Genomic DNA, 14,316 nt, shown 5'->3' with positions numbered 1-14,316 from the left:
CACACACTATTTTTAGCGTACCGTTAACCAAATCGGCGATATGCCAACACAGTTAACGGCATAAAAATCACAATAATAAGGAAACCACTTAACAGTACACCAAATGCATCGGGCCCCCAATGGCCAGTCCGCAAAATTGTGCGCATCGCGGTAATTGTTAGACTGACCGGATTCAATCGGACAATTGTTTGCAACAAATGTGGTAACGTCTTAGTCGGAATAAAGGCGTTAGATAAAAAGGTCAGCACTAAAATAATGATCATTGACAGGCTGCCAATCAGGGCCGCATTTTTGACCATTAAACCAACTAAAGCAAAGACCCATGAAAGCGACCATCCAACAAATACTGCCAGCAGTAAAACGCCGATCAATACTAGCGGACTAACAACGGGTCGCCAGCCCATCATAAAAGCTGTCACCAGTGCCATCAAGCCAGAAACAAGCAATCGGAAAACATCCCCCACTAACTGACCGGCTAACGGTACGATCGGTGAAATCGGTAGCGTCTTGAAGCGGTCAAACACCCCCGCGTTAATGTCTTCACGTAATTGCTGTCCAGATCCCGATGCTGCATTCAAAATACTTTGAATCAAAATACCGGTAACTAGCATTGGTAAATAGGCCTGGACACTGCCCGCAATGGCCCCCCCAAACAAGTAACCGAATAATAGGGTAAAAATAATTGGTTGTATCACCACGTCACTAACATTATCTGGATTATGCCACATTTTTAATAAGTTCCGATGCGTCATTGTCAAAACATGACTTAACTCTGCTGGTTGTTTGATTTCCATCGCTTTGACCTCCTCTAATTTGTGCCCACGGTCAGTTTAAAAAACACATCATCGAGCGACGGCGCGTGCATCGCAAAGTTAGTGACCGTGATTTGAGCAGCTTGTAACCGCATCAGAATTTCAGTGACCGGCGTCAAGCTAGCGGTATCCAACGGCACTGTTAGTGTCCGTTCCGCAACACGGACATCTTGACCGAGCATGGCTTGTAAGATATCCTTAGCAGGTGTGACGGCCGTCGTCGCACTGACTTCCAATTCAAGCTCTTGACCCCCTACTGTTTGTTTTAAAGCGGTGGGCGTCCCACTGGCGACTAACTGGCCATGATCTATGAGCGCAATGTGGTCGGCTAACTGGTCAGCTTCCTCTAAGTACTGAGTCGTTAGCACCACAGTCGAACCATCGGCCACTAGTTGACGAATCGCTTGCCACATCTGCGCTCTTGTCCGCGGATCCAAGCCCGTGGTCGGTTCATCGAGAAAAAGAATGGCCGGTTTACCAATCAAGCTAACCGCCAAATCTAATCGTCGCCGCATTCCGCCAGAAAATGTGGTCAAAACGTGATCCGCAGACTGCTTCAAATCAAAATCCGTCAGTAATTCCATCGCTCGATGCTTCGCCGCCGCACGGCTTAAACCATTCAAACGCCCAAAAATCTGCAAGTTTTCCCGCGCACTCAGGTCCTGATCGATACTAGCGGTTTGACCGGTCAAACCAAACTGCTGGCGAACGCGTCGGGCTTGCGACAATGAATCAAAGCCATTGACTAAGATTTTCCCAGCATCTTGTCGCAATAGGGTCGTCATCATCCTGATGACCGTCGTTTTACCCGCACCATTAGGACCCAATAAGCCAAAAATTTCACCCCGTTGGACTTGCAGTGACAAGTCTTGAACGGCGACTTTCGTTCCAAATCGTTTCTGAACATGGGTCATTTGAATCATCATTTCTTCATCCAAGTTAAAACCTCCCGCAAATTAATCAGGTGCCCTGACAAAATATATATTAAGGCCCCCTGACTAAATTGTCAACGATTAATTATTGACCATCAATCTAAAAATCAACTAACCTTAACGTACCGCATACCAAAGAATGTTGTATACTTAAGAAAAGAACGAATGGAATGATCAATCGTGACAACGAATATTAAGGCGGAACTGGTCGCCGGAAAATTGGCCGAGTACGAACAACTAAGCAAAATTTATGATGACATTGTCAAGCAGGCCCGTCCAAGAATAACTGTTGAAGGTCAGGGCAAGATTCTACTAGCACTAGCCGATGAGGACCACCTCTCACAAAAACAGTTGGCAAGTCGCCTTGGCATGTCGCCGCAATCAACGAGCGAGTTCGTCTATAAACTTGTCAATCGTCAGCTGGTCACTTTATCCAAGTCCACCAAAGATCGCCGCGTCAACCTTGTGAACTTAACGGCTGCTGGTCGCAAAGAGATTGCATCCGCAGCCCAGGAGGTCCCCCCATTTGTCAACACGCTTTCTGACGACGAGCTCGATCAACTGGCACCCTTGTTAACCAAAATTACCACCGCGATGTATGTGGATATTGACGCTGCCAACCCGACTTTGGGCGTTAAGTTTCACAAATTATTTGCTAGTCGGTACTTGAAACAGTTTAAAAAGTAAATCATATGCCACCTGCCCGTCATTTTTAGATGACCTTTTGCTCCGAATTAACCCTGAATCAGTATTTGGCTCTAAACAAACTTAAAGGCGGACCAATTCAGTTACGAATTGGTCCGCCTTTAGTGATTATTTAACTTTTAACAGGAATCATAGTTTACCATTTATAATCAATTGGGTCCTGTAAGCCCCGGCCAGTCGCTTTGTCCAACATAATGCGTTGTTCAAAGTGCGCCACATTTCGTTTAGTCTCCTTGACCATATCCGGATTGACTGAAACATAGTCGATGCCGCTTTGAATCAGGAAGTTAGTAAACTCTGGGTACTCTGATGGTGCTTGACCACAAATCGAAACCGTCTTGCCATCTTTATGGGCTGTCTTAATCAGGTGCCGAATCGCTCGTTTAACGGCCAAGTTCCGCTCATCAAAGAGGTGAGCCACCGTATCATTATTACGATCACAACCCAGAATCAACATTGCAAGGTCATTCGAACCGATCGAATAGCCATCAACGAATTGATTGAATTGGTCGGCCAAAATAATGTTGGTTGGGATTTCAGCCATCATATAGACTTTGAAGTCAGCACTCCGAGCTAGGCCTTCATCGCGCATAATGGTCGTTACTTTTTGTGCTTCGTCAACAGTTCGTACGAATGGAATCATGACATTTAAATTCTTCAACCCAAATTCGTTCCGAACTTTCTTGACCGCAGCCAGTTCCAACTTGAATGCCTCGATATACTTGGAATCATAGTACCGAGATGCACCCCGCCAACCCAGTAAATCAGCTGGTTCATGCGGCTCGTATTTGTCGCCACCCTTTAGATTACGATATTCGCTCGACTTAAAGTCTGAGAAGCGTAGGACGACTGGCCGTGGTGCCATTGCCCGAACAACCTTCGCGATACCATCCGCCAGCATATTGACCACCTTTTCAGGGTGCCCCTGCTCGATCAAGTATAGTGGATGTTCATGAATAAAGGTTGTCCATAGGAACTCTTCGCGCATTAAGCCGATTCCATCAGCTGGTAAACTTGAATATTTGTCAGCCAAATCAGGATCACCCAAATTCATCATCACGCCCGTAGCAGTTGGAGCAAAGCTCTCGGCCGCAACCACCTGACCAGCAACCGCCGTAGCACCACTCTTTGGCTTCAACATGCTAGCGACTTTACCTTGATAAACAACCCCGTTCTTAGCATCGACCGTTACGACATCGCTGGTCTTCAAGACGTCGGTTGCCGCGACTTCCTTACTTTTAGTGCCGACAATACATGGAATCTGCATCTCACGAGAAACGATCGCAGCGTGACAAGTCATGCCACCGTTATTAGTCACGATCGCTGCAGCTTTCTTCATTGCCGGTACCCAATCTGGTGATGTCATCAACGTCACTAACACTTCGCCTTGCTTGAACTGATCAATGTCTTTCGGATTATCAATGACATGCACGACCCCACTGGCTAAGCCCGGACTAGCTGGTAACCCCCGGACGATAACTTTGGCATCCGCCTCATCCACAACATCTTCATCGTCAGCTGCATCTTTGTGCTTATTACGCTGTGACCAAACTGTTTCTGGCCGCGCTTGAACGATCCATAGCCGGTTGGTATTCGTGTCCAAAGCGTATTCCATGTCCATATAACAACCGTAATGCCGTTCGATTTCTTTAGCGTAGCCGGCCAATTCAATGACTTGCGCATCTGTTAATACTGGCTGACCCTGTAATTCATCGGGGACGGACTCTTCCTTAGTCCCGCCACCCGGTAACCGCATTAATTGGACAGGTTGTTTGATAATATTCTTTTCAACGATTTTCATTGATTGTTTATCGATAACAAAGTGATCCGGCGTAACTTTGCCCAAGACAATATATTCACCCAAACCATAAATGGCATCGATCACGATCTTGGAAGCATCCCCATCCGCTACATTGACGGAGAACATGATCCCGGAAGCCCTAGAAAAGACCATCATTTGAATCGCCGCTGAGAGGGCCACTTTTTCATGTGGAAAATGCTGTTTGTGCCGATAATATGTCGCGCGATCCGTGAACAGTGACGAGTAACATTGTTGAACCCGATTAACGACATCGGCAGCACCTTTAATATTTAAGTAAGATTCTTGTTGGCCGGCAAATGAAGCGTTTGGTAAGTCTTCCGCAGTCGCTGAAGAGCGAATCGCCACGAACGGATCATTTTGCCCCATTTTCTTAGCGAGATCCGCATAGGCTTGTTCAATATCAGCCGCCAGATCTGCGGGCATTGTCGCGTTCACGATCAAGTTACGAATTTGTTCGCACGCAGTATGCAATTCATCAGAATTTTCATAATCCTGAATGCTGGCTAACAAATCATTGACCTTATCATTCAATCCCGTCTGGGTCATGAAGTACTGATACGCCCGGGCGGTGGTCGCAAAGCCATATGGGACTGGAACATCCATCGATGACGTCATTTCACCCAGTGAAGACGACTTACCGCCCACTAGGTTCACATCTTCGCGGTGTAATTCATCAAACCACAAAACGTTTGCCGTATCACGACTACTCATAAGATTACCTCCCTATGTTCCTGCACTTGAATATCATCATTATCAAACTTAAGTTCTGTAAGCGTTTACATTAACCATTTATATTGTAGTTCATTTTTACACAAAGTAAAACCCATTTTCATTATTTTATCGGCAAAATATAGTTGGTGATGTTGACTGGTTACGCCCGTTAAAGTTCAACACAGGCTTGAAATAAAAGGCATTTAATGGGGACATGTTTTCAAATCAACTCGGATTATAATGATAAACTGTAAGGCCAACTAATTAACGAACTTATTTCACAATATACGAAATCAACTCATTGTGGACGACACAACCCAGTGTTTATCACAAAAACGCAAAGTAGCCAGCAGTGATTACTTTCATCACTGCTGGCTACTTTTAGCGTCTAGCACTATAACTATGACTTAAGTCTAAATCGATATTTCACTAATCCGCAAGCACTTCAACTGGCAGTTGCATCCCTTTCCAGCCTTCCAGCGCTCCTGCTAATTCATACGCGTCAAAGCCTGCGGATAGTAGCACGAGTAACGCCGTCTTGCCTAGGGTTGTTCCCCCCGTCCAATCGTACACGACATAGGTCTTCGCCGGATCCAGTTCACTGATTCTGGTTGCCAGATCCTTGGCAGGCATCGCGATTGCACCCTTGATTTGATCTTTCTTCACTTGGGCCGGTGCATTCCGAACATCTAAGACGACGTACTTGCCCGTCGCATTTTGCATATCGGCTAAAACGGTGTGATGATCGATGTATAAGCTTAAATATGTTGTTAACAATTCAATTTTCTTGTCATTCATGATTAATTGCCTCACTTTTTAATTGTTGGGTGCCTTGCTTGATTTTATCCAATAAGCCTTTAAACTGCTGCTGCTCTTGAACCGTAAACGACGCAAAAATTGTTGTAACCGCCTTAAAATTGGCCGGTAAAAATTGCGTCAAAACACTACTACCGGCGGCGGTCAAATGAATGGCAACCGTCCGCTTATCATCTTGTGGATGCTGCTTTTCCACCCAGCCTCGCTTTTGCAAGCCGACCAGTAACTTGCTCACAGTCGCCCGAGCAGACCCTAGCTTTGTGGCTAACTCCGACGGCAATAGCGTGTGATCAGTTTCATTTTCCAGCAACATTAAAATAATAAACTTGGATTCTGAAAGTTGATATTGATCGAGTAATTGTTCATAGGTGGCTTGCATGGTTCGAAATGTCCACTGAAAATCCAGAAAAGCCAACACCTGCTCAGCATCCGCCGAGCTACTTGCTTTGCCCAGTGTCAATTGCACTCGCTGTTTATCTGGTCGATCACGAAACGAAAAGTCAGGCATTGAAATCCTTCTTTCTAAAGTTAATTAGCCGGCTAACTACTTTTAGAAGTATACACGCTTTTTCATCATCGTCAACCCTTAAATCGGACTAGCTGTTATTCGAAACACTCACCATCCAAATAACCCTAGCCATCAAGCACCACGACATTTTTCGTTTAAACTGATGCAGATTGAAATCAATAGATTAGCGTGCGCGACTCAACAGAAAACAAGCAGTCAGTTGTGAAACCTCCCAACACTCATGAACCCTGCGCACACCAGGTCCAGTACAATTGACACTCACCATAATCGCATATGCTATACTGATGATCACGATACCTATTGATTTGGAGGAGTACCCTAATGCACAAATTAGCTATTTTGGTGATGACAATTGGCCTTGCACTTGCTGGTTGTACGGCCCAAACATTCGCTCCAGTGAAGCATCATCGGTCCGTCAAAGCGACGACCCAAAAAGTGATTCAAGCACCAACCAAAACATGGACTTTTGATCAAGCCGTTAGTTCCAGCCAAACAAAACACGGCGTCGCCAGCAATTTAGACATTTCCGTGGTTGACAAAACTACTGCCCAATCAAGCTGGACCACTAGTAACGGCCAATTTTTGTCCGCCGGCGTCAAACATCGTCAAGTTTCGTACGCCAAATGGCACCATGATCAGCAACGCCATATCATGAAAAGTTACCGACACCGGCTGCATCACATGTCAGTTAGTCAGATCAACGCGGTTTTGAAAAAGCTCGGTGCCTCAATCCAGATTAACAAACTGACTGACTTGATTTACTTGGAATCCGGCAATCACACCGATCCGTTACCAGTCAACACCGCCTTTGCTGCTAAGGGGCACCACCTCTACGCTGTCAATATTCAATATTCAGATACTGAACAGGCAACGACCATTGAACGGGGCCGCGCTTTCACTGATACTAGTGCCAAGGCGGCGCCTAAACACGTCAACGTAGCGAATTTGAATGGTACCTGGATTGCTGCCGAAACTACGACTAGCGCTAGCGATACAGGCAAGTTGCTGATCAAAGATGGCTATCTATATCAGCATCGTTATGATAGTTATGAACGATCTGCTATCCAGGACCTCAGTCACTATTCATTAGGCTCACTGAATCAAAACGTGACCTATGCGGCCTTCAAAACCGATGCAGCCCACGCTGGCTATCAATTAACACATACCGCCGTTGCCAGTGGTGATAGTACCGGTATGTTATATCTCATCATCAACGCTAATAAAATCATCCGTATCAATCAGCAGATTGTTACGACCTATACGAAAACCAGTGCCGTCGTCGCTGCTAACGACCTACCGAAAACAGACGTTGATTTATTTAAGCAAATGGATCAAAAAAAAGCTGGTGAAGTCGCCACGACGATTACGGTAAAGGCCGGTCCCGCGCAAGTTGGCATGACCAATAGTATTAACTATCTAACCGACCCCAATGCTGGTCAAATTACAGAGACAATCGTGGTCAACTAACAACCAAACAACCAGGCGCTTCATTTGAAAAATTATCTGGTAGTCACTTATCAAAAACGCTACTTCATAAAGCGCGCAGCAAAAGCCCTGTTGACCTAATTCCCACATCAAAATAAGCACGTTGTAAAACCACACTCTGGTGATTTTTACAACGTGCTTATTTTGTCATCGAACATCTGCACAGCATCAATAATTTTATGATTAACACAGTAACGCAATTTCACGACACCTCAAGCCGATTCAGAAAGTGGTCTGGTCAACTTACATCCCAGTTTGACACGACAATTGTCCCGCTTTAATCATGAAGAATACGACTAATTACGAGGTTAGCCCCTAATCATGCTCGTATTCACGTTTTAGTCGCATCCATCCTGCATGCAGACCAAAAGCCGTTGTAAAGGACAATAACCAGGTCAAACCATAACACAGCGCAATGCTCAGCCAGGGAGCCTTGACCATCAAAGTACGACCAAAACCGCGCCACAACAATTCAGACCAGAAAACATTCGCTAAGTATGCCTTATAGGCCATACCAGCAAAGAAATGTACAAATTTGCTAAAAGGCCGTTGACGACGAACTTGAATCTCACACAATGCCGCCAACAGGCCGATGACTGCTAGCGCATACCCCGTCATTGATGGTTTGTAATACGGGGCGTTGCGCAAATTAACCGGGAAGCCGTAACTGAACAGTTCCCAATTAGTCCAGATCAGGCCAACTAACCATAGACCAAGTAATCCCGGCCACCACTTGTTAAGCATGCGCTGAAAGGTATCTCGAAACACCCAAGCTAACATGCCATAGAACCCGAAAATCTGGAAACTGATAAAAAGCCGGTCCAGTAAATACCAACCACGGCTGTGAGGACCATGGAAAACTTGTTGGTTATAAAACCACAACCAAAGAACGGCGACCAGTGTTGTACCGCCAAATACGATCCAGCCGCGTCGAGGTCGAGACTGACACCAACGGCCAAGCGCCCAGAATAACGGCATTAATATGATAAATTGTAGCATCATGGTGTTATACCACAGATGAGGCGCTGCATTACCATTAACGAACTGCCAGAAAAATCCCCGCCAGTCATGATACTGGCTACCTTGCTGCAATTGTGGCATCAAGATTAAGTAGATCGTGGTCCACCAAATCGTTGGAATAAACAGCGCATGCCATTGCTGGCGCAGATAGTCGGTATAGGTCAACGCGGTCTGATTAAGCGTCAAACGCGTCGTCGTATAGAGAATGCCAAAAATAAAGGCCGGTGCCGTATACTTGACCAGATTATAAACAACACCAATCCCAGTTTGCATGGCAATCGACGGCCCACTTGCCAATGCGTCTGTGAGAATCGGTTGGGCCATCACCGCAGTACAGGCCCCTAGTTTGAGGTAATCGCCAACGTCAGTGACCTCCATCGACGGACTAGAAATCATCGTCACTGCTAACACCTCTTCGAATTTTTACCAGATCAACCGATGGTCAACCTTAAACCCAGTCTAATAGATTCCCATGGGATTACAAGTACACTTCGCGAACATTACCAGCTAATGATTGTATTTTTTGATACGATTCCAACTGCTTTACCCTTCAAGCAAACCATACACTTAAGCGACCATTTAGGCAAAAAATCGCGTCAGACCAGTCAGCATTAGCCGATTTACGGTCAGACACGATCGTGATTTCTTTATTATAGATTCCTTTACAGATTTCAATCCGGTGGTCTAAGTCCAACTTGCAAGTACTAGGCTGAGCAGTATCCAACCACCAGATTACTCAGCGTTTTGGTCCAACAACACAATGACCTTTCCAAAACTGTCTGCCGCTTGCAAATAAGCATGGGCCGCCGGTACCTGATTAAAGTTAAAAATCCGAGCGGGGGCGACCGACGCATGATATGCTGCGATGAAGTCAAATAAATCTTGCAACAATGTCTGAGAAACATCGCCAGAGGAAAAGCCCGTTAAATAACACCCATTCGGAATATCACTAATCGGGTCAAAATCAGGAACGGTCCACAGCCCACCTAATTCGCCCGTCATATTTACAATGCCGCCTTCGTTGAGATGCGACAACGAATCTTTGACACTGAGCGGACCAATCAAGTCGATAATTTTATCAAAATGAGCCGTTGCGGCTGGTAAACGAGCGCTATCCGGAGCGACAATGGCCTCATCAAAGCCAGCATCAATCAATTGTTGGCGCTTAACTAGCCGCCGAGTAGTCCCGGCCACATGGATCTTCGGATTATAAGCCTTGATCAGATTTAAATCAGCAATCCCAACCCCACTAGTAGCTGCTCGAATTAGCACCCGGTCCGTCACTTTAAGCTGCAAAGACTTAAAAATGCCATAGGCCGTGTAGTAGGTCTCAGGGGTTGCCACCAATGAGGCAATCGATAGATTCGTTTTGATCGGATAAACCTGCTCGTTCGGTAATAATACGTATTCGGCATAACTACCATCATATGCCCGACCCATCTCACCCATGATTGAAACCACACGTTGCCCAGACGTGAATGTTGCTGGCGCACTGGTCTCATCGACCACACCAACTACTTCGATTCCGAGCACTCGTGGGAACTGCACGCTCGGTGACTTGCCTTCCCGCGTAAAGATTTCTGAGTGGTTGATACCAAAACCTAAAACTTTTACCCGGGTCCACCCCGGTTTGACGTTCGGTTTAGGAAGCGTCGTTAATTGTAACGCTTCTGGTCCACCTGGTTGGTTCACGACGTATACTTGCAACTTTGCTACCTCCGTTCGTTTTTAATGCCAATTTAACGATAGCTGAGATTCACGCTTTTCGCAATTAATTAATCCCCTGCGGAATATCACCGTTAATATCAGCATTGTAATCATTTAGTCAATCGTCGCCAGAGGTCGCCGGCCACCGTCAAACCGATACCAGTCATTAACACTAATACGATCACTATTAAAGTTAGCCAGCCACTAATAGCCGGCACTCCCCAATCACTGCTAGCTAATCCGATGGTCAACAAACAGTTCAAGCCGATGGTCACCCCAACTGCGCGACTAGGCCGTCCCCGCCAAAATGGACCACTAGTACGAGTCATCAAGATTGTTAACATTGCACTAAATATGAGATAGACGTAAAGACTAGTGCTCAACTGACCGGCAGACAACCCCAAACCATGCAGCCAGACTATCAAACCAACACCCACAGCTGTCCAACCAGTCGCTAGGAACCCCGCAATTTTGCTTAAGCGGGGCATATCCCACTGTTCGGGACGATGGCGAATGGTTGTGCGATCAGTGCCAAGGACCAATGTTACTAAATCATTCAGAATAGCCACTAATACCATCGCATTCAGCGACAATGGCACGTAATCTAGCCATAAATAGCCGATTGTTAAAAGCACGGTCAGTTCGACCGTCCGAGTGAGTTTGGTAATTGTCCAAGTCAGCATCCGCTGGTAGACGCGATGACCACTGTCTAAAATCGTCAGAATATTTGCCAAACCACCCGTTAACAGGACGAACTTAGCACTTCGTTTGGCTAAATCAGTGGCATTGTCAACGGCAATCCCAACCTCCGACTGCTTTAATGCTGGCGCATCATTAACACCATCGCCCGTCATCCCCACCACGTAACCCGCGCGCTGCATAGCTTTGACAATTGCCAATTTATTCTCTGGAACAACTTCGGCAATCCCGGCAACTTGCGCTAACGGTCGCGAGTGCGTTTTAAAGGTCTGGTAGGAAACCACTTGGCCCTTTAATCCAACCGCATCAGCCACAGCCTGTGCTGTTTTTAAATTATCGCCTGTCAGCATAATCGTTTTAACGCCCCGGTGTTGAATCCTTTTTAAGGCCGCCGCACTATCTGGGCGCGGTTGATCTTGCAAAATCAACACACCTTGTAAAACATTATTAATCATGACCGCCACTGAACGGCCCCGGGTCAAATCCAGTTGGTCGATTGCTAAAGCCGGTTGCTGTGCGGTTAACTCGTACAAACGACTAAGTGCACCAATACGTACCCGCACAACTGTTGGCGCTTCACCAACTAGCGCTTCGGCATAACCAACACTTGCATCAAATGGCTTAAATTCCTGCTGTGGCAGCCGTTTCAACTGATAGCGATGAGCAAAGTTCACAATTGCTTGATCCACCACGCTAGGATGTCGCGAATCGGTCGCGCTAGCTGCTAACCGCAACAATTGCTGATCTGATCTGGCCGACAAATTTTTAAACTGCACGACTTGCGGCTGATTTGTCGTTATCGTTCCCGTTTTGTCAACAAGTAATAAATTCAAATTGGCAGCTTCCTGAATACCCGTTAATTCACTGACCAGAATCCGCTGCCGGCTAAGTTCACGGGCTTCTACCGAATTTGCAACTGCAAAACTTGACGGCATGGCAATCGGAATCGTCGCAATGAACAGCATCGCTAGAAACGGTAACATCTGAATCATATCTGCATGGCGAATTAACGCTATCCCAACAATGATGAGTGCTAGATCACTATCTAACAATGCCAAATAACCAATAATTTTACCCAATAATCGTTGTAAATGACCAGGCGCATTGTTTTGATTAATCAAACTGACTGTTTTTCCAGCCCGACTATGACTTCCAGTCGCCAGTACGCGTGCTAAAGTTTCCCCGGCTACCACCATTGTGCCTGCAAAGGCCGTTTCACCCGACGTATGGATAACTGCAACGGATTCACCGGTTATTGAGCTTTCATCCGTATGAATTGGATTCGTCAACACACGAATATCAGCCGGGATTACACTCCCTACCTGTAAACTAATCAGATCACCCACAACTAAAGCCTTCGCATCAATCAACTGCCCACGACGTACCGAACTGGTTGGCGTCAATTGATGCGCCAGCCCCTGTAAAACCAAGGCCGCACGTCGCGATTGAATTGCACCATTGACGGCTGCAAAGACCAGCATTAACGCAATAAAGCCAGCCTGAATTTCTTTACCCAAAACAACTTCAATAACTAAGGCTCCCTCCAAAATCCATGCCGATGGTTCCCATAGACGACTGACTACAGCCTTAAAAAAGTTAAACGTTGGTTCTGGGACATCATTAAATCCATCTGCCGCTAGTTTAGCGGCTGCTTGTTGCTCCGTTAAATCTTCAATCATGTCTGCACCTCGAATTTGACAAGCACCACTGGCAACCTAACTGTCGAATCAGGTTTATCACAAATAATTAGTCAAACATCACGTTATTTGGGAAGTGTGCCAACCGAGCACCGTCAGCACCTAATTCTTCCTCAATCCGCAATAATTGATTATATTTTTCAACGCGTTCAGAGCGGGCTGGCGCACCAGCTTTTAGCTGAGCCGCATTGGTGGCCACTGTGAAATCAGCGACGAAAGTATCACCAGTTTCGCCAGATCGGTGTGACATCATCGTGGCATAACCATTTTTGCGAGCTAGCCGAATCGCGGCCAAAGTTTCGGTAACGGTCCCGATTTGATTTAATTTAATTAAAATATTGTTAGCCATCCCCCGCTGAATTGCTTGCCGAATTAATTGCGGATTAGTGCAAACCGGATCGTCAGCCACAATCTGAAGCTGGTCACCATGAGCAGCTGTAAAGCTTGCAAAGTTATCCCAGTCCTCTTCCCCGTATGGGTCCTCAATTGAAACGATTTCTGGAAATTTCGCTAATAACTGCAGATAATAATCGCCAAGAGCTGCCGGCGTGTACGTTTTGCCTTCAAAGTCATAATTGTGGGTCGTTCGATTATAAAAATACGAGGCCGCCGCGTCAAAAGCAATCACAATTTCTTTACCAGGTGTATAACCAGCTTTAATAATCGCATCATGTAACATTTGCAAGGCTTCTTCTGAGTTTTTAAGATCAGGCGCAAAGCCACCTTCATCACCTAAACCAGTCGTGTACCCGGCATCTTCGATAACTTTTTTCAAAGTATGATAAGTATTCACGATCTTTTCAAAACCATCCCGAAAACTGGTTCGTTCGACCGGTGTAATCATGAATTCTTGAATATCAATGCCATTATCTGCATGCTCCCCACCATTGATCACGTTATGAAATGTTTGGGGTAGCTCTAAATCAGTGCCACCTAAGTAACGATAAAGCGGCTGCTGTAATGCGTTTGCCGCCGCTCGTGCCGTTGCCATTGAAACACCCAAAATAGCATTCGCACCCAGACGCGCTTTGTTAGGCGTACCATCTAGGTCAATCATGATTTGATCAATATGGGCTTGGTTAAACGGGTCAGCACCATGTAAAGCATGATTAATGACCGTATTAACATTATTAACAGCCTTAAGAACACCTTTTCCGGCTAAACGATCACCACCATCGCGTAATTCAACTGCCTCTTTTTCTCCAGTCGAAGCTCCCGATGGTACTTCCGCGCGTCCTAGCGTCCCATCTGACAAAATAACGTCAGCCTCAACTGTTGGATTACCCCGTGAATCAAAAATTTCGCGAGCCTTTACCGTTTCAATAACGCAAATTGCAATAGTAAGTTAGCCAGTACCGATAAAGCACACAGACGAAAGGGC

General features: G+C 46.0%; 11 protein-coding genes. 2 read left to right on the top strand and 9 right to left on the bottom strand.

Annotated features, from left to right (window positions below; genetic code table 11):
- Positions 1-23 precede the first annotated feature (23 nt).
- Both MMY95_RS09185 and MMY95_RS09180 read right to left on the bottom strand, forming a co-directional pair.
- Positions 24-794 carry an ABC transporter permease gene (locus MMY95_RS09185; RefSeq protein WP_053267873.1) on the bottom strand — a complete coding sequence of 257 codons (771 nt, stop codon included), beginning with the start codon at positions 792-794 and terminating at the stop codon, positions 24-26.
- Positions 795-808: 14 nt separating this feature from the next.
- Positions 809-1,750, bottom strand: coding sequence for an ATP-binding cassette domain-containing protein (locus MMY95_RS09180; RefSeq protein ID WP_053267872.1), 942 nt, complete (start codon positions 1,748-1,750; stop codon positions 809-811).
- Positions 1,751-1,924: 174 nt separating this feature from the next.
- On the opposite strand from MMY95_RS09180, the gene MMY95_RS09175 reads away from it, so the two are divergent.
- A complete protein-coding gene (locus tag MMY95_RS09175) occupies positions 1,925-2,431 on the top strand; it encodes a MarR family winged helix-turn-helix transcriptional regulator (RefSeq protein ID WP_053267871.1) in 507 nt (168 codons plus the stop codon).
- A 154-nt stretch (positions 2,432-2,585) separates the two neighbouring features.
- On the opposite strand, the gene ppsA is transcribed toward MMY95_RS09175, so the two are convergent.
- From ppsA to MMY95_RS09160, 3 genes are all read right to left on the bottom strand, one after another.
- Entirely contained in the window at positions 2,586-4,982 is a 2,397-nt protein-coding gene (gene ppsA / locus MMY95_RS09170; protein WP_053267870.1) for a phosphoenolpyruvate synthase, read from the bottom strand.
- 429 nt (positions 4,983-5,411) lie between these two features.
- On the bottom strand, positions 5,412-5,780 hold the full coding sequence (locus tag MMY95_RS09165; protein WP_003646027.1) for a rhodanese-like domain-containing protein: 369 nt from the start codon (positions 5,778-5,780) through the stop codon (positions 5,412-5,414).
- Positions 5,773-6,306: a MarR family transcriptional regulator gene (locus MMY95_RS09160; protein ID WP_003640618.1), complete on the bottom strand. Its 534-nt coding sequence runs from the start codon at positions 6,304-6,306 to the stop codon at positions 5,773-5,775. The genes MMY95_RS09165 and MMY95_RS09160 overlap by 8 nt, the downstream gene beginning before the upstream one ends.
- Positions 6,307-6,648: 342 nt before the next feature.
- Between MMY95_RS09160 and MMY95_RS09155 the strand changes: the two genes are divergently transcribed.
- Positions 6,649-7,794 carry a hypothetical protein gene (locus MMY95_RS09155; protein WP_053267869.1) on the top strand — a complete coding sequence of 382 codons (1,146 nt, stop codon included), beginning with the start codon at positions 6,649-6,651 and terminating at the stop codon, positions 7,792-7,794.
- 333 nt (positions 7,795-8,127) lie between these two features.
- Here MMY95_RS09155 and MMY95_RS09150 read toward each other — a convergent pair whose 3' ends face one another.
- From MMY95_RS09150 to eno, 4 genes are all read right to left on the bottom strand, one after another.
- Complete coding sequence (locus MMY95_RS09150) at positions 8,128-9,228, bottom strand: acyltransferase family protein (RefSeq protein WP_033099039.1); 1,101 nt, start codon at positions 9,226-9,228, stop codon at positions 8,128-8,130.
- A 336-nt stretch (positions 9,229-9,564) separates the two neighbouring features.
- Positions 9,565-10,539: a zinc-binding alcohol dehydrogenase family protein gene (locus MMY95_RS09145; protein ID WP_053267868.1), complete on the bottom strand. Its 975-nt coding sequence runs from the start codon at positions 10,537-10,539 to the stop codon at positions 9,565-9,567.
- A gap of 110 nt (positions 10,540-10,649) precedes the next feature.
- Positions 10,650-12,917, bottom strand: a complete 2,268-nt coding sequence (locus tag MMY95_RS09140; RefSeq protein WP_241277614.1) for an HAD-IC family P-type ATPase — start codon at positions 12,915-12,917, stop codon at positions 10,650-10,652.
- A gap of 67 nt (positions 12,918-12,984) precedes the next feature.
- On the bottom strand, positions 12,985-14,274 hold the full coding sequence (gene eno, locus MMY95_RS09135; protein WP_241277617.1) for a phosphopyruvate hydratase: 1,290 nt from the start codon (positions 14,272-14,274) through the stop codon (positions 12,985-12,987).
- Positions 14,275-14,316: the final 42 nt, after the last annotated feature.

It is taken from the genome of Lactiplantibacillus sp. ME-2 (assembly GCF_022549155.1).
GTDB lineage: Bacteria > Bacillota > Bacilli > Lactobacillales > Lactobacillaceae > Lactiplantibacillus > Lactiplantibacillus plantarum.
This window is presented reverse-complemented; position numbering and strand designations above follow the sequence as displayed.